We start from the raw sequence: 24,254 nt of genomic DNA on the forward strand, positions 1-24,254 counted from the left end.
TTTTCACTTTCGCTTGAGGAACTGCGATGAGCGCCGATCTGATTTTATTCAATGGCCAGTTTCATACCGTGGACCGGGAAAAACCACTGGCCAGTGCGGTGGCGATCAAGGACGGCCGCTTCGTCGCCGTCGGTAACGATGCCGAGGCCATGGCCCTCAAAGGCAACGCCACACAAGTGGTCGACATGAAGGGCCGCTGCGTCATCCCTGGCCTCAACGACTCGCACTTGCACCTGATTCGTGGCGGTTTGAACTACAACCTCGAACTGCGCTGGGAAGGTGTGCCATCGCTCGCCGACGCACTGCGTATGCTCAAGGACCAGGCCGATCGCACACCGACCCCGCAATGGGTGCGCGTGGTCGGTGGCTGGAACGAATTCCAGTTCGCCGAAAAACGCATGCCGACCCTGGAAGAAATCAACCAGGCCGCGCCGGATACTCCGGTGTTCATCCTGCACCTCTACGACCGTGCGCTGCTCAACCGCGCTGCCCTGCGCGTAGCCGGCTACACCCGCGACACGCCGAACCCGCCGGGCGGCGAGATCGTGCGCGACAGCAACGGCAACCCGACCGGCATGCTGGTCGCGCGGCCGAACGCGATGATTCTCTACTCGACCCTGGCCAAGGGTCCAAAGCTGCCGCTGGAATATCAGGTCAACTCGACCCGCCAGTTCATGCGCGAGCTCAATCGTCTCGGCCTGACCAGTGCGATCGACGCCGGCGGTGGTTTCCAGAACTATCCGGACGATTACCAAGTGATCGAACAACTGGCCAAAGACGACCAGTTGACCGTACGCATCGCCTACAACCTGTTCACCCAGAAGCCGAAAGAAGAACTGACCGATTTCCAGAACTGGACCGGCAGCGTCAAGCTGCATCAGGGCGACGATTACCTGCGCCACAACGGCGCCGGCGAAATGCTGGTGTTCTCCGCCGCCGACTTCGAAGACTTCCTCGAACCGCGTCCGGACCTGCCGCAGACCATGGAACAGGAGCTGGAACCGGTGGTGCGCCACCTCGTTGAGCAGCGCTGGCCGTTCCGTCTGCACGCCACATACAACGAATCGATCAGCCGTATGCTCGACGTGTTTGAGAAGGTCAACCGCGACATTCCGTTCAACGGTCTGCCGTGGTTCTTCGACCACGCTGAAACCATCACCCCGCAAAACATCGAGCGCGTGAAGGCGCTAGGCGGCGGCATTGCGATTCAGGATCGCATGGCGTTCCAGGGTGAATACTTCGTCGATCGCTACGGCAAACAAGCTGCCGAAGCCACGCCACCGATCAAGCGCATGCTCGCCGAAGGCGTGCCGGTCGGCGCCGGTACCGACGCCACGCGCGTATCGAGCTACAACCCGTGGACCTCGCTGTACTGGATGGTCAGCGGTCGCACCGTTGGCGGTCTGGCGTTGTACGAAGAAGGTTTGCCACGTAGCACCGCGCTGGAGCTGTTCACCCACGGCAGCGCGTGGTTCTCCTCGGAGCAGGGCAAGAAGGGCCAGATCCGCGTCGGCCAACTGGCAGACCTCGCGGCACTGAGCGCGGACTTCTTCAGCGTTGAAGAAGAAGCGATCAAGTGGATCGAGTCGGTCATGACCGTGGTCGGCGGCAAGATTGTCTACGCCGCCGGCGATTTCGAAGACCTCGGCCCGCGCTCGATTCCGGTGCTGCCGGACTGGTCGCCGGTAGTCAAAGTCCCGGGCCACTGGCGCCCGAACTCGCCACTGCAAGCGCAGGTTCACCAGTGCAGCGGACCGTGCGCCGTGCACACCCACAGCCATGAAAAAGCGCGGATGTCGAATGCGCCGGTCAGCGATTTCGCCGGTTTCTGGGGCGCGTTCGGCTGTTCCTGCTTCGCGTTCTGAGTTTGAAAAAAAGCGCCGGGCATCAGGGCCGGCGCTTACCGCAACAACCATCCATCCAGGAGTTTTGCCATGAGCGTTCCTTACAAGCGTCTGAACAAAGATGATGCCGTCGTCCTGCTGGTCGATCACCAGACCGGTCTGATCTCGCTGGTGCAGGATTTCTCGCCGAACGAGTTCAAGAACAACGTGCTGGCACTGGGCGACATCGCCAAGTTCTTCAAGCTGCCGACCATTCTGACCACCAGCTTCGACGCAGGTCCAAACGGCCCGATCGTGCCTGAGCTGCTCGAGCAATTCCCCGACGCGCCGTTCATTCAGCGTCCAGGCCAGATCAACGCCTGGGACAACGAAGACTTCGTCAAAGCGATCAAGGCCACCGGCCGCAAGCAACTGATCATCGCCGGTGTAGTGACCGACGTTTGCGTAGCTTTCCCGACCCTGTCGGCGATCGCTGAAGGCTTCGAAGTGTTCGTCGTCACCGACTCGTCGGGTACCTTCAACACCACCGTGCAACAAGCGGCGTGGGCGCGGATGTCCGCCGCCGGTGCACATCTGATGAACTGGTTCGCTGTGGCCTGCGAGCTGCAGGGCGACTGGCGCAACGACATGGAAGGTCTGGCGCATCTGCTGTCCGAGCGTCTGCCTAACTATCGCAACCTGATCAACAGCTACACCAAGTTCACTGCCAAGTAATCTGGTCGAAAGTCAAAAGCCCCTCACCCTAGCCCTCTCCCGGAGGGAGAGGGGACTGACCGCGTTGTTTGCTAGAGTTGCATCGACCTGCAATACCGAGCCGAGCTCCGCTCTTGAAACGCATGGAGATCGGCTCCCTTTCACCCTCGCCCCCTTAGGGGGAGAGGGCTGGGGTGAGGGGGTGAGCTTTTGATCTTCAAAGTTTCAGATCAGCGTTTTTGCAACCAACCCAAGAAACCACCTTTTTTCACCGCCACCGGTTTGGCCATCAACGCGAGGCGACTGTTCTGCTGACGCACCGCCTGCAACTTGTTCAAGGCCCGGCCGACTTCGCTGCGCTTGTCCATGCACTCACGGGTCAACTGTTTGTCGAGACGATAGATGATGCTCGACGTCAGCGCTGTGAACGTCGCCTGCGACGGTGTATCGGCAAGAATGCTCTGTTCGCCCATGACCTCGCTCGGCCCCATGCGCCCGGCCTCGGTCTGGCCATTGCCGTCCGGCACCGTCGCGCTGACCACGCCCGTGGCGATCACAAACAGACTGTCCGGCACCTCGTCCAGATCCAGCACCACCTGACCCGCCGTGTACTGCTGCGCGACCATCGACTCAGCGAGGCGATCGCGCTCTTCACTGCTCAGCGAACGGAAAATCTTCACCTCATCCAGCAATGCACGAGCACGGCTCGACGGTTCGATCACGCCGTCGGGATGCCGGGAAATACCCGCCGCTTCGAGATGGCGGTGGGCGAGGTCGAACAGTTGATTGCGCACTTCGCTCTTCTTGCCCAGCTCAGCGATGAAACCGCTGGCAACGTATTCCGACATGGTTTCGCCGGCCTCTTTGAGCACGGCTTTCGGCGCCGGGCTGAGCAGCAGCGAACTGCTGCCCTGCAAGGTGCGATCAAGGGCATCCAATACCCGACGCGGGCGGATGTGGTTCGGCACTTTGATACTGATCGAGACGCCGTGCATGTTGCTCGGCCGGCTGAGGTTGACGATTTTCGCCTTGGCCGCCACCGAGTTCGGTACTACGGCCATGGTGCCGGCGCTGGTCAGCAGGTGCGTGGCGCGCCAGTCGATATCGAAGACCTTGCCTTCGACGCCGTCGATCATCACCAGATCGTCCACCTGATACGGCTTGGTGGTGTTGAGGACGATGCCGGAAAACACGTCGGCGAGGGTGCTTTGCAGCGCCAGACCGACCACGATGGCGACCACCCCGGAGGTGGCCAGCAGACCTTTGACCGGCAGCTCCAGCACGTAACCGGCTGCCGCAACAATGGCGACCAGAAACACCAGCGCGCCGATGACATCCTGCAACAAGCGCCCGCTGTGACCGATGCGGCGCATCAGCGCCAGGCCGATCACTTCGGTCAGCACCCGTGCTGCGTACAACCACCAGAGAATCCCCAGCGCCGTCGCACCCAGCTGCGCCACGCGATCATCGGCGAACAATGGAGCCTGCAACGGGCTGACACCGGCGTTGATCACCAGCGCGCTGAATGCCAGAAACAGTGCCAGACGTACGCCGACTCGCGGCGCGCGATGGCTGAAGGGCGAGAAATGCCAGAGCGCGGCGTCGAGCAGCAACAGCACAGCGCTCCAGGACAGCAGGTGGGCGTAGAAAAGAGTCATGACCGGTACTCCGCGACGCTGATGAGAAAAAAGATCGCAGCCTGCGGCGGCTCCTACAGGGAATCGTATTCCCGGGTAGGCGCTGCCGAAGGTTGCGATCTTTTGCTTTTATGGATTCAGATGAGTCTTCAGTTCAGCCGCCGCCTGACGCACCGCGGCCTTCACTTCCGGAATCTGGCTCAGCGGATTGAGCAGACCAAAGTCATGAATCATCCCGTTGTAACGCACCGAGGTCACCGGTACGCCGGCCGCATCCAGATGCCGCGCATAGCCTTCACCTTCATCACGCAGCACGTCGAACTCGGCGGTCTGCACCAGGGCAGCGGGCAGGCCCTTGAGCTGTTCGGCGCTGGCTTTGAGCGGCGAGGCATGGATCTGCGCACGCTCGGCCGGGTTGGTGGTGTAGTTGTCCCAGAACCACTGCATCATGCCCTTGGTGAGGAAGTGGCCTTCGGCAAATTGCTGGTACGAACCGTCGTCGAACTGCGCATTGGTCACCGGCCACATCAACAGCTGGAAGCGCAGGGCAGGGGTTTTCTGCTCCTTGGCCATCAACGCCACGACCGCTGCCATGTTGCCGCCGACGCTGTTGCCGGCCACCGCCAGACGCTTGCCATCGACACCGATGTCCTTGCCGTGCTCAGCCACCCATTTCGTCGCAGCGTAAGCCTGATTGATCGCGGTCGGGTACTGCGCTTCCGGCGATGGCGTGTAATCGACATACACCGCAACAGCGCCCGAGCCGACCACCAGATCACGAATCAGGCGCTGGTGCGTCGGGAAGTCACCCAGTACCCAGCCGCCACCGTGAAAGAACATGAAAACCGGCAACTCGCCTTTGACCTTGGCCGGGCGCACCACTTTCAGGTTGAGGGTCTGGCCATCGACCTTGATCGCCTTGTCGCTGACTTCCACACCGGACAGATCAACCTTCACCGAAGCCTGCGCACCGGTCAGCACCGCACGGGCGTCTTTCGGGCTCAGTTGCTCCAGCGGACGACCGCCGCCAGCGGCGAGGGCATCGAGGAACGCTTGGGTGTTGTGTTCGACGCCAGGGCTGCCAGCGGCGAAAGCGCTGCTGACGGAGAGGGCGAGGAGGGACGCGGCGAGGGTTTTCTTGACGATGTTCATGGTGAAATCCTTTTGAATGATTTTGATTTTCTGATCGTTCCCACGCTCTGCGTGGGAATGCAGCCGGGGACGCTCCGCGTCCCAACGATCAGATGGCTGCCTTCGGCAGCTCTTTGTGTTCAGGATTGTTTTCAAACCGTGAGCACAGATTAATGGGCTGCTGAAAAGCGAAAAAGCGGCTATAAAGCGTTTAACTGTCCACCAGAGAGTGACAATGAACCCGTTCGAAGACATGCGTATTTTTTGCCAGGTCATGGACTCCGGCAGCTTCACCGCTGCGGCCGATCAGTTGGGCCTGTCCAAGCAGTTCGTCAGCCGCCGTTTGATGCAACTGGAAGAGCGCCTCGGTGTGCGCTTGTTGAATCGCTCGACCCGCCGCCTCGACGTCACCCCGCTGGGGCAGAGCTATTACGAATCGGCGTTGCGCTTGTTGGGTGAGGTGGAACAGGTCGAGCAGGGCATCGCCGGCGAAACCGCCGAGCCGCGCGGCACGATTCGCCTCAGCGCGCCGCTGTCGTTCGCGGTGGCGCATCTGGGTTGTCTGCTGCCGCTGTTCCTGCAGCGTTATCGCGAGGTCACCGTCGAGGTCGACCTGAGCGATCGCCCGGTCGACCTGCTCGGCGAAGGTTACGACCTGGCCCTGCGCATCGGCGTGCTGGAAGACTCGACACTGATCGCCCGGCGCATCGCCAGTATCGAACGGGTCTACTGCGCCAGCCCGGCCTACCTCGCCGAACGCGGCACACCACTCAAACCTGAAGACCTGCACAGCCACGATTGCCTGCCTTACGGCCACGGTCGCTCGGTGCAATGGCGCTTCAACGAAGCACCGGGCAAACCGCTGCTGATCAACGTCACCGGGCGCATGCGCGTCAACAACGGCGAACTGCTGCGGGACGCCGCGGTGCAGGGGATGGGAATTACTTATCTGCCGACCTTCATCGTCGGCGCGGCGCTGAAGGATGGGCGGCTGGTGCCAGTGCTGGATGATTTACGCCCGGAGCCACTGACCCTGTCGGCGGTTTATCCGCAGCATCGCCAGGCTTCGCGGCCGGTGCAGGCGCTGGTGGAGTTTTTGCGTGAGCGGCTTAACCAGAGTCATGTGAATCTTTGATTTATTTACCGTCGAGTATCGCGTTCTGTCGGGCCAAATAGCGGTGCATGGGCAGTTATGATTAACTTTGATTCAATTTGTATCAAAGCTGAGCGAACACAAGGGGGCAGGACTACTCTGATCAACGGTGAACCCCCGCTGCCCGCAATCTCAAGGAGTCAACTGACATGGCCGCGCCAATGAAAACCCGATCCGTGACTGCCCATGTACCCGTGCAATTGGCCGAAAAGGTCGATCTGATGGCTGAGCGTCTGGAACGCTCGCGTAACTGGATTGTGAAACAGGCCCTGAGCGCCTGGATTGATCAAGAGGAAGAGCGCAGCCGTTTGACGCGCGAAGCCTTGGCTGATGTGGACGCCGGGCGCGTTATCGATCATCAATCAGTGCAGGCATGGGCGGACAGCTTGAGTTCCGATACGCCTCTCAAGGCTCCACTTTGATATGGAGTTGAAGTGGACCAGCAAAGGGCTTTCCGACCTGACCAGGCTTTATGAGTTTTTGGCAGCAGTTAATCAACCTGCCGCTGCGCGCACTGTGCAACAGCTGACCGCCGCTCCGATAATGCTGCTAGCCAATCCGCGCTTGGGTGAACGTCTGGAAGAATTTGAACCGCGAGATGTTCGAAGGATTCTGGTCGGGCACTACGAAATGCGCTACGAAATTGTCGATTCGACTATCTACCTGCTGCGCCTTTGGCACACTCGCGAAGAACGATAATTCATCGCCAGAATCGCGCTTACAACATCGCAACAACCCCAACTCCGGGTCTGTTCTAGACTCACGCCGCTCAATCACGAGCCTCACCCGGAGTAGCGCCATGGAAGTGCCCACCCCCAAAACCGCCATCGAAAGCAATCGACAGGCGTGGAACGATTCCGCCCGTCATCATCAGGACTCACCGGACTGGCAGGCATTGCTCAGCGATGTCGCGCAGGCAGAGTTTTGCTGCCTTGATGACACTTTGCGCGGCTTGCTGGACGTCGACGGCAAAGACGTGATTCAACTGGGCTGCAATAACGGTCGGGAAAGCCTGTCGCTGTTTGCGCTGGGTGCGCGCAGTGTCGTCGGCGTCGATCAATCGGCAGCGTTTCTTGAGCAGGCCCGCGAGCTCAACAGCCGCTCGCCGCATACTGCCGAATTCGTCGAGAGCGACATCCACCATCTGCCCGCATCGCTGCATAACCGCTTCGACGTAGCCCTGATCACCATCGGGGTACTCAACTGGATGCCTGACATCGGCGAATTCTTCCGTCATGTCGCGCAGGTGCTGAAGCCGGGCGGCAAAATGGTGATCTACGAAACCCATCCGTTTCTGGAGATGGTTGATCCGCAGGCTGAAGATCCCTACCGCCTCGCCAGCTCGTATTTCCGTGTCGAGCCGTTTGTGCAGCAAGAGCCGATCGTTTACGTAGGTAAAGTCGAGCAGCCGGCGGCAAAGTCGTACTGGTTCGTGCATACGCTGGGCGCGATCTTCAGCGGCGCCATCGGAGCGGGGCTGAGCGTCGTTGATTTTCAGGAGTATGCGCATTCGAACCGGGAAGAGGTGTATGACTGCTATCTGAACCAGCAGGCGCAGCTGCCGATGTGCTTTAGCCTGGTGGCGAGCAAGGCCTGAGAACCTTTTTTGCGACGGCTGGCCTCTTCGCGAGCAGGCTCGCTCCCACAGGGAAACGCATTCCAGTGTAGGAGCGAGCCTGCTCGCGATGGCGGCCTTGCGACCGCTACAAAATTCAGGTAACGGCGCGATTGAGTACGTGCCCCGGCTGCGCATAAAGATCAATGCCCAACGCATGAATCACCTTCAACACTGTGTCAAAGCGCGGCTTCGCTCCGGGAGCAAAAGCCTTGTACAAACTTTCACGACCCATGCCTGAATTCTTGGCGATCTGCGTCATTCCTCGCGCTCTCAAAACGTGACCGATTGCGCGAAGGAATTCTTCGCTGTCTCCGTCTGCAAGCACCTGTGACAGGTACTCACTGATGGCTTCATCACTGTCGAGCAGCGCGACCATGTCGAAATTCGTCAAAGTCTGGCTCATGGTTAAACCTCCTTTGCCATTTTTTGTGCGCGTCGGATGTCTGCGCTTTGTGAGGATTTGTCGCGCCCGATGTCGTGCTTGACTCTATCCAAGTGGATACAGATAAACAGTCGGCCAAGTCTTTTCCGAATGTTGGAAGTGTCGTCACAGTTTGTAGGCAACCAGCCAATCGCTTGTGAGAGCTGCGGGTGCAGCTACTGGCCTTATCGCAAGCAGGCTCGCTCCCACAGGGAAACGCATTCCAGTGTGGGAGCGAGGCTGCTCGCGATGGCGGTATCAAAACCGCCGCAAATATTCAGCCTGAATCAAGCCTGCGCGGGCGTACTTACTACTGGTCTTTCCGGCTTGCGCAGCGCCTCCAGCCTCGACTCGCTGTAGCGCGTTTCGCGGAAGAAGCGCCAGTGGCCGAACAGGTCGTAAACATGCGTGATCCGCCCTTGTTCCTTATAGCCCAGGCGCACATGCATCTTCAGGGCCTGGATATTGGCGTTGTCACAGATATCCACCACCTTTTTATACCCCACGGCGTCCATGACTTGCCAAAGTGCGGTCTGTGCGTCGACGGTCAAGGTGCTGCCGAAATAGGGCCGGGCAATTTCGGCACCGAACTGGAAGTATTCACCGGGCTGGATCGTGAACGTGTAGCGGTAGAAGTGCCGATCGTAATAGTCGCGGGTACTGGCCCAGACGAACCCGACGGTGTGGCCTTCCTGGTCCAGGTACATGTGCCCCGTGTGCCCTTCAGCGGCCAATTCGGCCATGGTCTGCACACGGTCACCAAAGTACTTGCCGAAAGCCTTGGCGTTGTCCTCGGTGATGTCGACTCTATGCAAACCTTCACAGGGACGCAGTTTGTTCGGCGCGATCGGCGTGACCAGATCGCGCTCCATCCACAGCAATTCACGGTGAGCGAAGACATAACGTTTGCCGAAAGCGCCAAGGGTGCGGCGCAGGCCTTTTTGTTTGATGCGCAGAAGCAGTTTGTCGATGACGTTCATGATGCTCTCCGAGGCGCTAGCCCTGGTGTGGTGGATGATGTTGCCGGTTGAGTTGCGCAGGTATTTACCGCTTTCGGTTTGCCGGCACGCTGTGCGCGCCATTTTTGCAGGGCCGGTTTGACGCAGTACCAAAGACGCAGGCCCAGGCCCAGCAGCAAGCCACTGGGGCGCCATGAGTAGAAGCTCCAGCGCCAGTGTTCCAGTTGTCCGGTCATGCGCTCGTGCAGTTGATGACTGGAGTTTTCCAGGCTGACCCGCGAGGCATCGATCCAGTGCCATTGCTCGTCCAGGCCCCAGCGAATCCATTCCTCCAGCAGCACTCGACCACTGCCCAGATCGGCATGTTGCGGCAGGAACGCCAGGTTGTAGTCGTAGAGGCGGCCCTGCTCGAGCAGGCCCAGCCGATAACTGATGCAGCGGCCGTCCAGCTCCAGTGTCACCACTCGCACCAGCCCTTGAGCGGCGAGGGCGGTGAAGGCGTTCTGTATCCATTGACGACTGTGGTCAGTTGCGAAAATGCCGACGCCCTCGTCACCTTTCCAACTGACCGACTCGACTTCTTGCAACGCCTGTAAAACCGTAGGCATCGACAGCGCATCGGGGATGATGCGCCGCACTTGGGCGCCGCACGCGGCAATCCGTTTGCGCGCCCGGCGCAGTTTGTAGCGCGGGTCGCCGGAAACTTCCTGCTGGTCGGCGTCGCTGATCAGATGCACCGGCACCCGGCAACTCAGGCGCCGTTCAGCCGTGGAGCTACGCGCCATCCAATCGGTGAGGGCACTTTCTTCCCCGGCAGGTTCCGACAGTTCGTTGAGTTGCAGCAGCGCGTGGGGCAGGCGCTGACGGATCAGCATCAGCGCATCGCGCATATCCTCTGCGCCGAGCAACGACAGCAGGGCCAACCGATCGGCCAGCGGATAACCCAAGTGGCGCAAGACGCGAAATGGCACGCCCGCGAAGCGTTCGCGGCTGGACACCAGGGGCAGGCACAGGCGCAAAGCCTCTGCTTCCCAGCCGAGCAGAACGTGCAGGCACTGATTCTCTTCCAACGCCTGTTCTGCCGCGCACAACCAGCCGAGATTGTTGAACGGCGTGTGGTCGGTCACGCGCAGGCGCAATGCCTCGTAGGCCGTCGCCGGGAAGTCGGCAGCGCACAGCGATGTGCGCCATTCGAATCGCATCGCCATGGTTCAGGCCGCCGTTGCTGGGACAGGTGGACGGGAAGTTTTGCGCAGTGCGTTCAGGCGCGACCCGCTGTAACGGGTTTCGCGATAAAAGCGCCAGCGACCGAACAGCGTGTAGATATTCATGATCCGCTGTTGTTCGGTATAGCCCATGCGCAGGTGCAGCTTGAGCGCCGGGATGTTTGTCGATTCACAGACATCGACCACTTTGCGGCAGCCTTTCACGGCCATGGCTTTCCATAAGCGTAGTTGCAGATCTACCGACAATTCGGTGCCCCAGTAGGCGCGAGTCAGTTCGCCACCGAACTCGAAAAACTCGCCAGGTTTCACCGGGAACCGGCAACCGTAGTAATGCCGATCAAAATAATCACGCGGCGAGCCCCAGATAAACGCCACGGCATCGCCATGCTCGTCGACATGCATATGCCCGGTGTGACCTTCATTGGCGAGTTCGGCCATGACGCCGACACGGTCGCCGAAGTAACGGGTGAAGGCGCTGGCGTTGTCTGCGGTGATCCGCATTAATCGCAGTGGCGGGTATGGTTTGAGGTTGTGCGGCGGCACGGGGCTGACCAGATCCCGTTCCATCCACAGCAGTTGCCGATGGGAAAAAATGTACATTCTGCGGATCTTCGCCAAGGTCGCTCGCAGACCTTTGCGACGGATATGTCCGCTGAGTTTTTTAAAGATATCCATGGTCTCTTCTCCTGATGAAAGTGCCGCGCGTAGCATCACGCTCGCAGGGCAGAAGGGCGGTTCATGAAGCGTTCCAGTTCAGGGCAAACAGGGTTTGCCCGGGTAATTCGAAACGCACGCGCCCGTGTTCGCAGGCAAATGGTGCGTCGCGGGCGCGATTGTCAGCGCCGAAGAAATGCAGGGCGCCTTGGTTGAGCGGGCACTTGGCACCGCTCAGAGCAACGCGTTGCAGGCGCGTGCCTTTGTTCACCCCGAGCAACGTGCGCTGCTCGTCGCCGGCCATCGCCAGTACGTCCACTTCGAAGGCGTCGTTATCCAGTTGCAGCACGTGCGGCAGCCAATGCCGGGCGATGAATTGCTGGGCCAGGCCCACCGGTTTCAGCTCGAAGCGATCGCCGGCCAACACGCGCACCATGCCCTTGGCGTAGGGCGGTTCGTCGGCCGCCTGAAACCAGTTGAGCATGCTCAGCAAGCCGTCCTGAGAAGCATTGATGACCACCGATGCCCACCACAGGGCGGCGTAATGAGTTTCCTGGTCGTACGGGCTCAGGCTCGAGCCACTGGACAGATTGGTCTGATCGAGCAGCAAGGCTTTGCGCGGCTGACCCTTTGCGTCGAGGCCGACCAGTTGCGCGGCGCGGCGCACGCTGTCGCGGTAGACGCGAGTGGCGAGCAGGTCGCGGATCATCCATTCGTGCCAGGCCAACGCGTCAATCTGATCGGGCGCTTCACTGAGCAGACGCCGTGCCCAATCGATCCCGCGTTTGTCTGCGGCGTTATTGGCGAACGGGCCGTTGACCAGACGCGAAGTGGCCGGCATGGCGATGCGCACACCGGCACTGGCATTGGCCGGATTGCTGCGCACCTGGCGGGCCATGCTGACGAAAATCGAGCGGTATTCGTCGTAGCTCGAATAGTTGAGGTTCGGCTCGTCGGCGAAGCCGATGTAATGCGTGCCTTGACCACCCAAGGCACGAGTGCCGGCGAGCCACGTCTCAAGGCCGTTGCTGCTTTGCACATCGGCGCGCAGATTGGCCTGACGCCCGGTGCCGGCGAGCAGGGTGATGTCCTGGCGGATGCCGAAGCGCGTCTGATAAAGCTGACGAACCGGGTCTTCGAAGCGGGCACTTTTCGACGTTATGTCAACGTAGCTGTAGTAGCTCGCCGCACTCGGTTTCAACGCATCCAATGCGGCATGACTGCTCGCGGGCGGCATCAGATTGGGCAGCGCGATGCCCAGATCCGGAGTGCGCCCGAGCACCATGGCGTGCAGGGTCAGGCGGACCTCACCCGATTCTTCATGCACTGGCTGCAGCTGCTGCGGATTCTGCGCAAACAGGTTGGCCGTGCCATCGAGCCAGAACGCCGCTTTGCCGCTGCCCTGCAGGCGCAAGCGCCAGGCCTGAGGCCGGTCACTGACCGGCAAGGCCACTTGATCGAATTGCCAATAGGCGCGGTGGGGCTTGAGGGCCAGCGACAGCTGTTGTCCATCGTCCACACGCTGTGCTTGCAGCGCGTTGACGCCGCCATGGTACTTGCCGTTCAGCACCGCATGCTCTCCCGGTGCGACCTGGAAAAACAGCTCAGTACCATTGCGGGTTTCGACGCTGAAATGCACTTTGGCCGGACTGAACAGCGCCACGGTGGTTGCGTCATGCTCGACGCGGTAACTACGGAAGCTGTAGCCGGGAATCTCCAGGCGATAACCGGCAGCTCCCGGCACCAGCGGCCAGCTTTGCGAACCGCGAACCTCACTGGCCTTGATGAAGCGATCACCTTGCAAGCGGCCATGGCCGTCAAGCAGGTAGATATGCTCTTCATTGGCCTCGGCCTGCCACGCCGGAACCCAGCGCACGGTGACTGTATCCGGGCGGTCGGCTTGCAGATACAGGCTGCCATCGCGGATGTCGCCCCACTGCATGGGCGCAGCGAAGGCATTCAGCGTCATGCCGAGTCCGAACAGCAGGGCCAGGCGCTTCATGCGGCTTTCCTGCGGTGCAGCATCAGCCACATCGGGCTGAGGTCGCCGGGCAGAATGAACAGCGTGTGCCAGAACGGTACGCCGCTCAGCCTGCAATAAAGCACCAGCATCGCCAGGGTCACTGCCAGATAGGCAATCGAGGACGCCGCCGCTGCGCCGACGATGCCGTAGCTCGGGATCAGCAGCAGATTCAGGCCCAGATTCAGCAACGCGCCCACCCCCATCATCAGCGAGACGGTGGCAGGGCGATTCTTGCCGATCAGGTCCAGGCGCAGAATGCTTGCGTAGCACAGGCCCAACAGCCCCGGCAGCAAAGCCAGCAGCGCCGGATACGCGGGTTGGTAGGCGACGCCGAACAGGATGATGATCAGCCATTCGCCGATCAGCGCCATGGTGATGCAGGCGCAAAGCATTACCGTCGCGGTCAGGCGCAGCGCCAGCGGCGTGACCTTGTCCATGCCCTTGTCCTGTTGCAGCAGACGCTTCATCAGCGGTGTGGTGACCGCTTCCGGAACGATCAGCAACAGTTCAGCAGCGGCGCTGGCCATGGCGTAATGGCCGAGCGCGCTGCTACCGAGCAGGGCGCCGATAAACAAGTAATCGGAGCGCAGGATCACCTGTTGGAACAGCAGGTCCGGATGGCTGCGTGCACTGAATTTCAGCAGCTCCTTCTGGCTTGCACGATCCCATTGCAGTTGCAGCGGCTGTGCGCGTTTGAGCCACATCCAGCCCACCAGTACCACCAGGCTGATACCGGCCAGCCAACTGATGAGCGCCGCTTCGAGTGCCGCCTCTTTCCACATCCAGAACAGCGCAACAAAAAGCAGTAATGGTGCCAGCGATTCGATCAGACGCAGGACATTGAAGGCGACCACGCCACCCGACGCGTTGTGCAAGGTCAGCAGGCCGCTTTTGAGCACGGTCAGCGGTACCGCCAGCAACAACAGCCACGCCAGCAGACCGAGCTGCATCGTGACGTCGAGTTCGCTGCCGAATTCTCGCGCCAGCGCCACCACCAGCAACGTCAGCAGCCCGGCCAGCAGACAACCGAACACCAGCACCTGGGCGAGCAACAGCCCCATCGGCCGCTGGTTAGCCGCTTGATAACCGACCGCTGAATTCAGGCCGCCGCTGGTCGCCGCACTGATCAGATCCGGCAGGGTGCTGAGCAGCGCGAACAGACCGCGTTCGCTCGGCCCGAGAATCCGCGCCAGCAACACATTGCGCAGCAGGCGCAGGGCGATCATCGCCAGTTTGGTGCCCATGCTCAGGGCGAGGTGCTTGATGTAGCTGCCGCGACTCATGACCGTGCCCCGCGAAAGATCCGTAGCGACAGCAGCTCCGGATTGCGCGCGGTACGTTGGCTGACGCCGAAGCGCGGCAGGTTCAGCGGGTCGCCGGCGCCGCGATAGAGTCCGGTGGACGTGCCAAGCGCAAACGGATAATCGTGATTGGCGACCTGCTCGCGCACGCGCTCATCGTTGTCGCCGTTGGGGTAGCAATACACCGGCAGTGGCCGATTGCAGCCGTTGTGCAGGGCGTCGCGGCTGCGGCTGATTTCTTCGTGCAGACGCATGTCATCCAGGCCAGTGAGGATCGCATGACTGGCGCCGTGGGGGCCGAAGCGCACCAGACCGGACGCTTCCATGGCGCGCACCTGATGCCAGTCCAGCGCTTGTGGCAGAGAATCCGGCGGACACTCATTGGTCAGACGTTCGAGTTCCTGCGGATCGAGGCTCTTCAGCTCTTGCAGGTAATGCAGCAGTGCCAGGCTGCGCCGGTCGACATCGATATCGTCGAGCAGCACCGGCAGCGGATGACCGGTGATGCGCAGGTGCTCGATCAGGTGCATGCGCGCCTTTTCGCCATGGCTGCCCCACAGCGTTTCACCGACGCTTTCCCACCAGAACCGTTGCCGACTGCCAATGAAATCGGTGGAAAGAAAAATGCTCGCCGGCACCTGATATTTTTGCAGCAGCGGATAGGCATTAACCGCGTTGTCACGCCAGCCGTCATCGAAGGTCAGCGCCACGCGTGGGCGCTCGGTGCGCAGGGCGTTGGGCTGCAACAGCTCCATTAGCGGCACGCAATCGAAATGCTTGCGCAACCATATCAGCAAGTGTTCGAACGCCTGCGGGCCTACGCACAGTTCATTGCGGTGCGGCAGGTTGGCGGCACGGTCGTTGGCCAGCACTCGGTGGAGCATCAGGATGACTCCGGCCCCGTGCAACTGGCTGCGCCCCACGGACGAGTTGAGATAGAGCCAGCCGCTGGTGCGTTTTATCAGTTGTTTGATAGCCATGGCATGCGCCCCCTCAACGATTCTGGTCAGGATTCCACTGTGCGTACCGTTGCCCGCGCAGGAACTGCCACAGGCCGACGCTCATGCCTGCCAGCGTCACCAGCAGGAAGGCCGCGAGGCGGAACGGTTTCGGTAAACGGTGTTGCGAATCCAGCAGGCCGGCGATGGCAATCGAGTAACCGAGCAATTGCGCGAGCAGGCTCAGGCGATAGAAACCGTGCTGGTTCCACAGCCAGAAATTGCTCAGCAGCAGCGGCAACAACAGCACCGGCGCCAGTCGACGAATCAGTTTGTGGCTGATCAACGCGATCGAATACAGGCCGTGCTTGAAGGGATTGAGCAGTTCACGGCGTTGCGCCAGGCTCTGCAGGCCACCGACGGTGACCCGCTGGCGGCGACGCCATTGCTTGTCCGCTTCGTCGACGCCCTGATCGATCACCTGCGCCTCGGGCACGTAGACGATGCGTTTATGCGCCACCGGTGCGCAGGTACTGATGAAGAAATCATCGTTGACCTCGGCCGGCACGGTCTGGAACAGCTCGCGACGCAAGGCGAGCAGGGCGCCGTCGGCGGAGACCATGCAGCCGGTGCGATTCTCGACCCGGCGCAACCAGCCTTCGTAATGCCGATACAGGCTGTCGCCGATGCTCAGGCCGCCACCGGTAACCGGGATCACCATGTGCCCCGCGCAGGCGCCGACCTGCGGATCGCTCAACGGCGCGAGCAAGTGGCCGAGGGTGTCGCGCGACCACTGGTTGTCGGCATCGGTGAACACCAGAATGTCGCCGCTGCTCAGGGCGGCGCCGGCATTCAGCGTGGCGGCTTTGCCCTGGCGCGGCAGGTCGAGCACGGTGATGCGCGGATCAATTACTTTGTGCGCGCAAGCCACGGTGTCATCGGTCGAACCGTCGCTGGCCAGAATGATCTGCAACGCGGCCGGCTGATAGTCCTGAGCCAGCAGCGTGCGCAGCTTGTGCTCGATATGGCGTGCCTCGTTGTGCGCGGCAATCACGATGCTGACGTTCAGCGGCGGTGCGGGGGCATGTCGCCAGGCCGGGAACAGTGGCGCGAGCAAGGTGAGCAGCAGCGGATAGCCGATGTAGGCGTACGCTGGCAACAACAGGCACAGGCAAAAAATGAGTTCAGCCACGGGCAGGCCTCCTTGCATTCCAATGACACAGACCGAGAATCAATGCTGCGCTTGCCAAGTGCAGGCGCACCCAGTGCAGGCCCCAGAGCTGCAAGGTCAGGCTGAGGTTATGCTGGCGAATGCTTTGCCGCAGGCTGAGCAGCAGACTGGGCAGCAGGCCTGCCGTCAGCAGCAGTAACGCCTGCTGCGCGTAGCCGCCCAGCAACGCAAGAATCGCCAGAGCATCAATCAGCCACACCAGTAACGAGAGCAGCGGAAACCGCAGCAGACGCAAGCTCATGCCGTGGGCCCGGACCAATTGCAGATGACTGCCCTGACGCCACAGTTCCTTGCCGACCCATTCGCGCCAGGTCATTTCGTAGCCCCAATGCAGAGCGACGCTGGTATTGACCGACAGCAGACGAGCACCGTGTCTGTGCAGACGCAGGGTGTATTCCTTGTCCTCGCCGGTGCGCAGGGTTTCGTTGAATCCGCCGACGTTGTCGAACCACTGCTTGCGCATCAGCAGGTTGGCACTGGGCAGCCATTGCACAGTGCGCGTGGCGCCACCCGACGGGCGCAAAGAGCGGCGCTGCCACGCGGCGGCGAACCATGGCGCGGCAGCAGGGGTGTGCAGGTCGAGGCCGAAAACGTCGCCCTGGTCGCCCGCAGCCAAAGCCAACATCTGCTTCAGCCAGTCTTCCGGCATCTCGATATCGGCATCAATGAACGCCAGCCATTCACCACGGGCAACCGTTGCGCCACGATTGCGCAAGGCGCCGATCAGCAGGCCGGGCAGCAGCAGAACCTGCGCGCCGAATGCGCGGGCAATCTGCGGCCCTTCGTCGGTGGAGCCGTTGTCGACGACTATCAATCTACAGTCGATGTCGGCTGCGTGCGCGGCCTTGCTGGCGGCCAGCAGCGTGCGGCCGATGTGCCGGGCTTCGTTGTACATCGGAATGACAATGCTGATCCGGCTCATGCTTTGGTCTCCGTCAGCGCTGCCTGCTCGGCTTTCAGGCGCAGCACCCAGGTCAGCGCCAGCATGATCCACAGGTATTTCAGGTTCGGCGCACTGAGGAACATCAGGAACAGCGTCAATGACAGAAAGCTCATGCCCAGATGGGTAACCATGCCTGCGTGCTGCCACTCGCGCCGCTGCAGCCACGTGCGTCGTGCGCGGATCAGGTTGTAGAAACCCTGCACCAGCATGCCGACAAACAGCAGGCCGGCGGGAATCCCCAGTTCGCTGAAGATCTCCAGATAAGTGTTATGCGCCCGGCGATACAGGTCGCCGATCTTGCGGTTGGCCGAGAACGCCTTGGCATAACCGGTGGTCGCGTAGTGCAGCGGGAAGGTGCCAGGGCCGGAGCCGAGCAGCGGATGCTCGCGAATGATCTGGCTGCCAACGACAATGTAGGAGGCGCGACGGCCGAGGGATTCGTCCTGGGCCTTGGCCCCGGCGCTGAGGATGCTCAGCGATTGAATGCGTGCCAGATAACCGGCCGGCATCGCATAGATCGCCAAGGGCAGGATGATCGCAGCACCGAGCATGGCGAAGCCGAAATGCCGTGGACGAATGCGGGTCAACTGCTGGCGGTAGTGCCAGACCCCGATTGCCAGACTCAACGCCAGTACGACCAGCCCTGAGCGCGACTCGGTTTTGGTCATGCCGCCGAGCAGCAGCAGACAGCAACCAGCCCAGAACAAACGGTGCAGCAGGTTCGGGCTGCGAATCACCAGCAGCAGGCCCAGCGGCACGGCGAAAGCGATCAGCAGGGCAAAGGCATTCGGGTCTTCGAGCAGGCCGGCGGCGCGGCCCTTGTCCTGGAATCGGCTGGAAAACATCGCCATCGCGCAGGTCGCGCTGACACTGAGCGTGACCAGTCGGGCGAACAGATCCAGATTCAACTCACGGCCGATCAACAGGGTGATCACGAACAGGACCAGACCCACGCTCAGTTCACGCAGATGAGTCTGCGACATGCCCAGATTGTCGCTGGCGAACAGGCTCAGCAGGTATAGCGCCATGAAACCGATCAAGTAACGCCACAGATTGCTGCGCAGGCGCTGCGAGGGGATCTGGTGCAGCGCCAATTGCAGCATCACGATCACTGCCAGCGAGGCGCCGAGCAACTTGCTGCCCGACACCGAGCTGTCCTTGAAGAACCCTTCGAACGGCACCAGCGCGGCAATGCCGAGCAGGCCCCAGGTCGGCTTGCGGTACAGAACGGTGAAACCGACCAGACCAATAACCGCCCCCGGTGCCAGATACGGCCAGGGACTGGCCAGCAGACCGAGGCTGACCAGGGCGAACAGACTGACGATCGAGAGCGGGAAAATCATGCGCGTGTCTCCCGTGCCGTTTGGATGTACAGCTGCGACCAGCGTTCGGCCAAAGCCTTGAGGTCGTAGCGCTCCTGTTGGGTGCGTCTGGCGTTGTCGCGCAACTGCGCGGCCAGCTTCGGTTCGGCCAGCAAGGTGTCGAGCTGGCGGGCGAGGGCGGCGGTATCCGTCGGCGCCGCGAGCAGGCCGTTGTGACGGTCCTGCAGGACATCGGGAATGCCGCCGACCGCGAACGCCACCACCGGCACGCCGGCCTGCATCGCTTCGAGCAGAATCATCGGCGTGCCCTCGGTGCGCGAGCTGATCACCAGCGCATCGAGTTGCTGCCACCAGCCTTGCATCGCCGTCTGGTAGCCCGGCAAGCGAATCCGCTGCTGCAACCCGGCAGCATCGATACGCGCCTGCAAGGCCTCGCGTTCCGGGCCGTCGCCGAGCATCACCGCGTCCAGTTGCGGATGCTGGTGACACAACGCAATCAGCGCATCGAGAAACAGGTCCGGGCCTTTTTCACTGCTCAACCGGCCGACGTAACCGGCCAGCCAGCGTTGCCGCTCTGCCAGCGGCGGCATCGCTGGCGCCGCTGGCAAACCGTTGGGAATCACCTGCAACTTCTCCGCGCTCACGCTGGCCTTCAGATGCAGCGTGGCGATGCTGTGCGCCACGCAAACCACCCGTTTCACCGACGCCGTGCGGCACAGTTGCAGGCTCAGCCAGGTGTAGAACTTCTGCTTGCGACTGCGCGGCGTGAAGCCGTGCTGGGTGATCACCAGCGGCACGCGCAACAGCGTGGCGCCAACCCAGCCGAACAGCAGACCTTTGAAGTTGTGGGTGTTGAGCAACGGTTGGTCGCCACGGCGCTGACGCAAGTGCCGCAGCAATTCGCCGAGCCCGGCACAAGCGCGAGCGTCCACCCCGGCTTCACGAAAGCGCGCGATCAGTTCTGGCGGCGCGTCGAGGAACAGCACCTGGTGCTGCCCCGGCGTGGCCAGGCAATGATCCAGCAACATTCGCTCGGCCCCGTAGAAGCCGCCGCTGCTGAGCAAATGAATGATCGGCAGGGCGACGATTGGGGTGGACACCGCGTTCAATTGCGCACCCAGTGAACCAGGCTCGGCATGGTCCAGTTCTTGTGCGGATTGCCCGGCTGCGACGTTTCTTCGTTGAGCACCAACAGCACTGGCACGCCCAGTTCATGGCTGATTTGCGCCGGATGCTTGAACCGATGGTCGAAGAACTCACGCACGTAGACGAACGCGATTGCCAGCAGCAGCCCGGTGAACAGCCCGAACGGAATGATCAGCATCGGCTTGGGAAAAGCCGCCTCGGTCGGCTCGAACGGTGGACTCAATACCCGGGCGTTGGACAAGTCGTTGTCCAAAGCGCGTGTCGTGCTGCTCTCGGCGAAGCGTTGCGCGTAGGTGGAAAACGCTGCGTGCAAGGCGCCGATCTCGGTGTCCATCTGGCGCAGCTTGCTTTGGGTCTGCTGCAATTGATGGATGCGATTCTTGAACTCGGCAATGCGCGCGGTTTTCTGCTCGATGACCTGGCTCACCACCGACAAGTCGATTGTGCGTTCCTGGATGCGGTTGTTGACCACTTTGAGGAACTGTTGGCGGGTGCGGGCAATTTGCTCGCGGGCCAGCAACATCGGCTCGCTGCCAGGCTGGAATACCGCCAGGTCATTCATATAGCGGCTGACTTGAGTGGTCAGCGCCTCGCCCATCTGCCTGATCTCGCGGTCCTCGAAGGCAATGTTGTCCACCGTCGTGGTGAAGGTGAACGGGAAGGTGTAGTCGTTGAGTTTGTTGGTGTTGGCGGCGGCCAGGCTGGTTTTCAGATAATCGAGCCAGCGCTGACTTTGCAGCAAGCGATCGCGATACAGGTTGAGTGCCTGCTCTTCGGTGTTGATCGCGTTGAGGCGAAAGGTGATTTCCTCTTTCGGGTCGGAAGAACCGACGCTTTCCAGCAGGCTCAGCCGCGCGCCTTCTAGACCATCGAGGCGCACCTGATACTGATGCTTCTTGGTTTCGTAGAACGAATGCGGCAGCTCGATCGACTGCAACGCCTGACGATCGACCAGATAGTTCTGCAGCAACGCGGCAACAAACGTTGTGCCCTGGGCCGGATCGGGAAAGCTGTAGACGATCGAGATCACATTGGAACCCGGCAGGGTTTCGATCTTCAGGTTGTCGATGGCGTCCTGGGTCAAACCGTCCAGTGCCGTGTCGCGCACCGGATCGGTTTGCATGCCCAGCGCATCACGCAGCGGATTTATCACGTATTCGCGCAGCGGCGTGCTGACGTAACGCTTGAACGGCTCGCCCGCCAGCTTGCTGAGCATCCCCGGCGGCGGGTTGTACTGACCCATGTCGCGCAGTTCGCTGATGGTCTGACGGATCAGCGCCGGCGAACGGAGGATATTGCTTTCGGTTTCCATGTCCGCCAGCGATGGCGGAATGAAGGTGGCGCTGTCCTGGGTCAGCGAGGTGGTCGCATCGCCCTGAGACAGCTTTTTCGACTGCACGATGACCTGCGCGGTGATATCGAAGCTCTGTTTGAGCAGCAACGGCAGGAGCAGGGCGATCACTGCAAAGGTCAGGAAGATGCGCTTCACCGTTTGCTTGTTGGCGAAGAAAATCCTGAAGAACTCGTGCAGGTAATTTTCTTTTGGGTTCATGTCGGTCACCTGAGAGTCAGTTGTCACTGCCTTTGTTGTCGACGCGGTAGCCGAAGCTGAAACCGACGCCCTGGAACAGCACCACATCAGCCAGTTGGCGGGCGAGTTCGCCGGCGCTGGCCAGTTTGGTTTTTGGCACGTAGAGCATGTCGTCCGGCTGCAGATACGCGATTTGTGGCGCGTCACCCGACAGCGCTTTCTCGACGTCGTAGTTCATCGCCTGCACCTGATTGCCGTTGCGCCGCATGATCACCACCGAATCCAGCCGCGCCTTGACGTTGGTACCGCGCGCCAGAGTCAGCGCCTCAAGCACCGACACCGGCCGGCGGATCGGGTAGGAGCCCGGTTGTGCGACTTCGCCGAGCACGTAGATCTCGTTGCCGGCGGTGGACTTGAGCAGCACGTCCACGGTCATTCGCCCCGGCAGTTGCGCGTATCTCTGATTGAGGAAGGTTTCCAGCTGATTGACGGTCATGCCTTGCAGCGGCACCGCGCCGATTTCCGGAAAACTCGCGTAGCCATCAGTGCCGACGGTGATCTCCCGGCTCATGCCGGTGGCCGGATGGTTCAGCGCACTTTTAAGGTTCTGCTCGTTGCTCAGCGGGCTGAGAATCTGTACCGAGAGCTGATTGCGGTTGGGCTGGAACAGTTGCTTGCGCTGATACGCACGCTGAATTTCCTGGCGCGCTTCTTCGCTGGTCAGCCCGGCGATTTTTACCGAGGTGTTGGCGCCCGGCAGTTCGATGGTGCCGTCGGGCAGCACCAGTTGCGTGCCGTTGAGCTGACTGGCGGCGGTGAAATTCAGGCCGATCTGGTCACCTGATTGCACGCGGTAAGCGTCCGAACCGCTGGTGCTGATGTGAAAGATCACATCCAGCACGTCTTTCGGGCGCAGGGTCTGTTCGACCCGCGGCATGTCGGTGGCCTGGGCGTTGGCCGGTGTGGCGGTGAGAATATTCACCGGCATGTTGCGGGTCTCGGAAGTGCTGGTGCAGCCCGCAAGCGGCAGCAACAGCAGGACAAGCATTCTGGCGTTCATGGCGTCATCCTTTGCGTTCGCTTACAGGTTTTTGTAAAGCCATTTGGGCATGTAGTACTTGCGCCGGTTGAACACGCTGCCGACCACTTTCGCCCCGGCCTGAGTCAGGCGTTGCACAGCGGCCTGGGCGACTTCCCAGCGGGTGTCTTCGGCGCGCACGACAAACACCACGCCGTCGACCTGAGTGCTGATGACCAGGGTGTCGGCGGCGGAATACACCGCGTCGCCGTCGATCACCACAAAGCGGTACTGGCTGCCCAACTGGTCGAGCAACGGGCTCAGGCGCTCGGCGGTCAGGTGTTCCAGCGTGCGGATCGGCCGGCCGTTGGGCAGCACATGGAAGGGCAGGCTCGAGACCTGCACCACGCAGTCCTGCAACAGCGGCGGGTTGCCCGGGTTGAACAGCAGGTCGCGCAGGCCGCGCTCCTTGCCGAGGTTCATCTGCTGGGTGAGGTTGTTCGCCGACTGGCTGGCATCGACCAGCAGCACCTGGCCGCTGCTCATCTGCGCCAGTTGACTGGCCAGTGCCAGCGCGCTGGTGGTGGTGCCGGCGCCGGGGTTGGCGGCGGTCAGGAACAGAATGCGCAGATCGAGATCCAGCACGGTCGAAGTCAGATTCGATTCGCTGGGGCTGGCGATGCTCAGGCTTTTATTGGTTGAACCGTCCATTAGCTTGCTCCGTGGCCGCTGAATACTTTGAAGGGGGTTTTCAACAGAATCTTCAGATCAAGCAGAAGGCTCTGCTCGGCGATGTAGCTGAGGTCCAACTCAACGCGCTGGTCGAAGTCGATGTTGCTGCGTCCGGAGATCTGCCACAGACCGGTCATACCGGGGTAGATCGCCAGACGCGCGAGGTGATTGTCCTTGTAGCGGTAAGCGTTGAACGAGGTCGGGCGAGGGCCGACCAGGCGCATGTCGCCGGTCACCACGTTGATCAGGTTGGGCAGCTCGTCGAGGCTGGTGCGCCGCAGAAAACTGCCGATGCCGGTGACGCGCGGGTCTTTGTCGATCTTGAAGTCGATGGCATCTGCCCCGTGCTTGTTCAGGTGGCGCAGCGACTCTTTGAGTTCTTCGGCATTGCTGACCATGGTGCGGAACTTGAACATGCCGAACTTGCGCCCGCGATAACCGGTGCGTTTCTGCACGAACAGCACCGGCCCCGGGCTGGTGAGCTTGATGGCCAGGGCCAGACCCAGCAGCACTGGCGAGATCAGCACGAGAATCGTCAGCGCGCCGAGGCAGGCGACCACCCGGTTGGTCCGCGACAGCTGCCATGGGCGGCCGCCATCGCGGCCGCTGAACCAGCCGCGACCCTGACGATGGATCGCCGCGTCGAGGCGCATGCGATGTTCCGGGTCGACGCGCTTGTCAGGGCGCATCTGTGCAATCGACACACTTCTTTCATGTCCAGTCATGGCGTCCT

Annotated in this window: 23 protein-coding genes; 6 read left to right on the forward strand and 17 right to left on the reverse strand. The window is 61.3% G+C overall.

Annotation, left to right across the window (positions count from 1 at the left end):
* Window positions 1-26: 26 nt before the first annotated feature.
* Complete coding sequence (locus tag D8U70_RS14810) at window positions 27-1,865, forward strand: amidohydrolase (protein ID WP_073474275.1); 1,839 nt, start codon at window positions 27-29, stop codon at window positions 1,863-1,865.
* Between the two features lie 69 nt (window positions 1,866-1,934).
* A complete protein-coding gene (gene ycaC, locus D8U70_RS14815; RefSeq protein WP_016774080.1) occupies window positions 1,935-2,558 on the forward strand; it encodes an isochorismate family cysteine hydrolase YcaC in 624 nt (207 codons plus the stop codon).
* Window positions 2,559-2,767: 209 nt separating this feature from the next.
* On the opposite strand, the gene D8U70_RS14820 is transcribed toward ycaC, so the two are convergent.
* Window positions 2,768-4,195, reverse strand: coding sequence for a mechanosensitive ion channel family protein (locus D8U70_RS14820; protein WP_073474277.1), 1,428 nt, complete (start codon window positions 4,193-4,195; stop codon window positions 2,768-2,770).
* A gap of 108 nt (window positions 4,196-4,303) precedes the next feature.
* Entirely contained in the window at window positions 4,304-5,326 is a 1,023-nt protein-coding gene (locus tag D8U70_RS14825; RefSeq protein WP_024012434.1) for an alpha/beta hydrolase, read from the reverse strand.
* A gap of 214 nt (window positions 5,327-5,540) precedes the next feature.
* Between D8U70_RS14825 and D8U70_RS14830 the strand changes: the two genes are divergently transcribed.
* From D8U70_RS14830 to D8U70_RS14845, 4 genes are all read left to right on the forward strand, one after another.
* On the forward strand, window positions 5,541-6,440 hold the full coding sequence (locus D8U70_RS14830) for a LysR family transcriptional regulator (RefSeq protein ID WP_024012435.1): 900 nt from the start codon (window positions 5,541-5,543) through the stop codon (window positions 6,438-6,440).
* 167 nt (window positions 6,441-6,607) lie between these two features.
* Window positions 6,608-6,880 (forward strand): ribbon-helix-helix domain-containing protein, encoded by a 273-nt coding sequence (locus tag D8U70_RS14835; protein WP_041478584.1) that lies wholly within the window; start codon window positions 6,608-6,610, stop codon window positions 6,878-6,880.
* Between the two features lies 1 nt (window position 6,881).
* Entirely contained in the window at window positions 6,882-7,157 is a 276-nt protein-coding gene (locus D8U70_RS14840) for a type II toxin-antitoxin system RelE/ParE family toxin (protein WP_041478585.1), read from the forward strand.
* 100 nt (window positions 7,158-7,257) lie between these two features.
* Window positions 7,258-8,055 carry a class I SAM-dependent methyltransferase gene (locus D8U70_RS14845; protein WP_073474279.1) on the forward strand — a complete coding sequence of 266 codons (798 nt, stop codon included), beginning with the start codon at window positions 7,258-7,260 and terminating at the stop codon, window positions 8,053-8,055.
* A 115-nt stretch (window positions 8,056-8,170) separates the two neighbouring features.
* Here D8U70_RS14845 and D8U70_RS14850 read toward each other — a convergent pair whose 3' ends face one another.
* The 15 genes from D8U70_RS14850 to D8U70_RS14920 all read right to left on the reverse strand — a co-directional run bounded on the left by D8U70_RS14850 (window position 8,171) and on the right by D8U70_RS14920 (window position 24,246).
* Entirely contained in the window at window positions 8,171-8,479 is a 309-nt protein-coding gene (locus tag D8U70_RS14850; RefSeq protein WP_110646475.1) for an addiction module antidote protein, read from the reverse strand.
* Between the two features lie 305 nt (window positions 8,480-8,784).
* Entirely contained in the window at window positions 8,785-9,477 is a 693-nt protein-coding gene (locus tag D8U70_RS14855; protein ID WP_130929176.1) for an N-acetyltransferase, read from the reverse strand.
* Window positions 9,474-10,664: a GNAT family N-acetyltransferase gene (locus tag D8U70_RS14860; RefSeq protein ID WP_122707092.1), complete on the reverse strand. Its 1,191-nt coding sequence runs from the start codon at window positions 10,662-10,664 to the stop codon at window positions 9,474-9,476. The genes D8U70_RS14855 and D8U70_RS14860 overlap by 4 nt, the downstream gene beginning before the upstream one ends.
* 3 nt (window positions 10,665-10,667) lie before the next feature.
* On the reverse strand, window positions 10,668-11,357 hold the full coding sequence (locus D8U70_RS14865; protein WP_073474287.1) for an N-acetyltransferase: 690 nt from the start codon (window positions 11,355-11,357) through the stop codon (window positions 10,668-10,670).
* A gap of 61 nt (window positions 11,358-11,418) precedes the next feature.
* On the reverse strand, window positions 11,419-13,338 hold the full coding sequence (locus D8U70_RS14870) for a hypothetical protein (RefSeq protein WP_130929177.1): 1,920 nt from the start codon (window positions 13,336-13,338) through the stop codon (window positions 11,419-11,421).
* Complete coding sequence (locus D8U70_RS14875; protein WP_073474291.1) at window positions 13,335-14,642, reverse strand: oligosaccharide flippase family protein; 1,308 nt, start codon at window positions 14,640-14,642, stop codon at window positions 13,335-13,337. The genes D8U70_RS14870 and D8U70_RS14875 overlap by 4 nt, the downstream gene beginning before the upstream one ends.
* A complete protein-coding gene (locus D8U70_RS14880; RefSeq protein ID WP_130929178.1) occupies window positions 14,639-15,640 on the reverse strand; it encodes a polysaccharide deacetylase family protein in 1,002 nt (333 codons plus the stop codon). The genes D8U70_RS14875 and D8U70_RS14880 overlap by 4 nt, the downstream gene beginning before the upstream one ends.
* Before the next feature lie 13 nt (window positions 15,641-15,653).
* Window positions 15,654-16,790 (reverse strand): glycosyltransferase, encoded by a 1,137-nt coding sequence (locus D8U70_RS14885; protein ID WP_056784525.1) that lies wholly within the window; start codon window positions 16,788-16,790, stop codon window positions 15,654-15,656.
* The gene (locus D8U70_RS14890; protein WP_130929179.1) at window positions 16,783-17,751 is read right to left on the reverse strand and encodes a glycosyltransferase; all 969 of its coding nucleotides are present in this window, start codon (window positions 17,749-17,751) and stop codon (window positions 16,783-16,785) included. Before D8U70_RS14890 ends, D8U70_RS14885 begins: the two co-directional genes overlap by 8 nt.
* Window positions 17,748-19,115 carry an O-antigen ligase family protein gene (locus tag D8U70_RS14895; RefSeq protein ID WP_073474296.1) on the reverse strand — a complete coding sequence of 456 codons (1,368 nt, stop codon included), beginning with the start codon at window positions 19,113-19,115 and terminating at the stop codon, window positions 17,748-17,750. Before D8U70_RS14895 ends, D8U70_RS14890 begins: the two co-directional genes overlap by 4 nt.
* Complete coding sequence (locus D8U70_RS14900) at window positions 19,112-20,203, reverse strand: glycosyltransferase family 4 protein (protein ID WP_073474298.1); 1,092 nt, start codon at window positions 20,201-20,203, stop codon at window positions 19,112-19,114. The genes D8U70_RS14895 and D8U70_RS14900 overlap by 4 nt, the downstream gene beginning before the upstream one ends.
* A complete protein-coding gene (locus tag D8U70_RS14905) occupies window positions 20,200-21,792 on the reverse strand; it encodes a Wzz/FepE/Etk N-terminal domain-containing protein (RefSeq protein WP_056784537.1) in 1,593 nt (530 codons plus the stop codon). Before D8U70_RS14905 ends, D8U70_RS14900 begins: the two co-directional genes overlap by 4 nt.
* A gap of 16 nt (window positions 21,793-21,808) precedes the next feature.
* Entirely contained in the window at window positions 21,809-22,831 is a 1,023-nt protein-coding gene (locus tag D8U70_RS14910) for a polysaccharide biosynthesis/export family protein (RefSeq protein WP_016774099.1), read from the reverse strand.
* A gap of 21 nt (window positions 22,832-22,852) precedes the next feature.
* A complete protein-coding gene (locus tag D8U70_RS14915; RefSeq protein WP_024012451.1) occupies window positions 22,853-23,500 on the reverse strand; it encodes a CpsD/CapB family tyrosine-protein kinase in 648 nt (215 codons plus the stop codon).
* Window positions 23,500-24,246, reverse strand: a complete 747-nt coding sequence (locus tag D8U70_RS14920) for a sugar transferase (protein ID WP_073474300.1) — start codon at window positions 24,244-24,246, stop codon at window positions 23,500-23,502. Before D8U70_RS14920 ends, D8U70_RS14915 begins: the two co-directional genes overlap by 1 nt.
* Between the last annotated feature and the right edge of the window lie 8 nt (window positions 24,247-24,254).

Origin of the sequence: Pseudomonas sp. Sample_20 (genome assembly GCF_004307585.1) — a bacterium.
GTDB classification, from domain to species: Bacteria; Pseudomonadota; Gammaproteobacteria; order Pseudomonadales; family Pseudomonadaceae; genus Aquipseudomonas; species Aquipseudomonas atacamensis.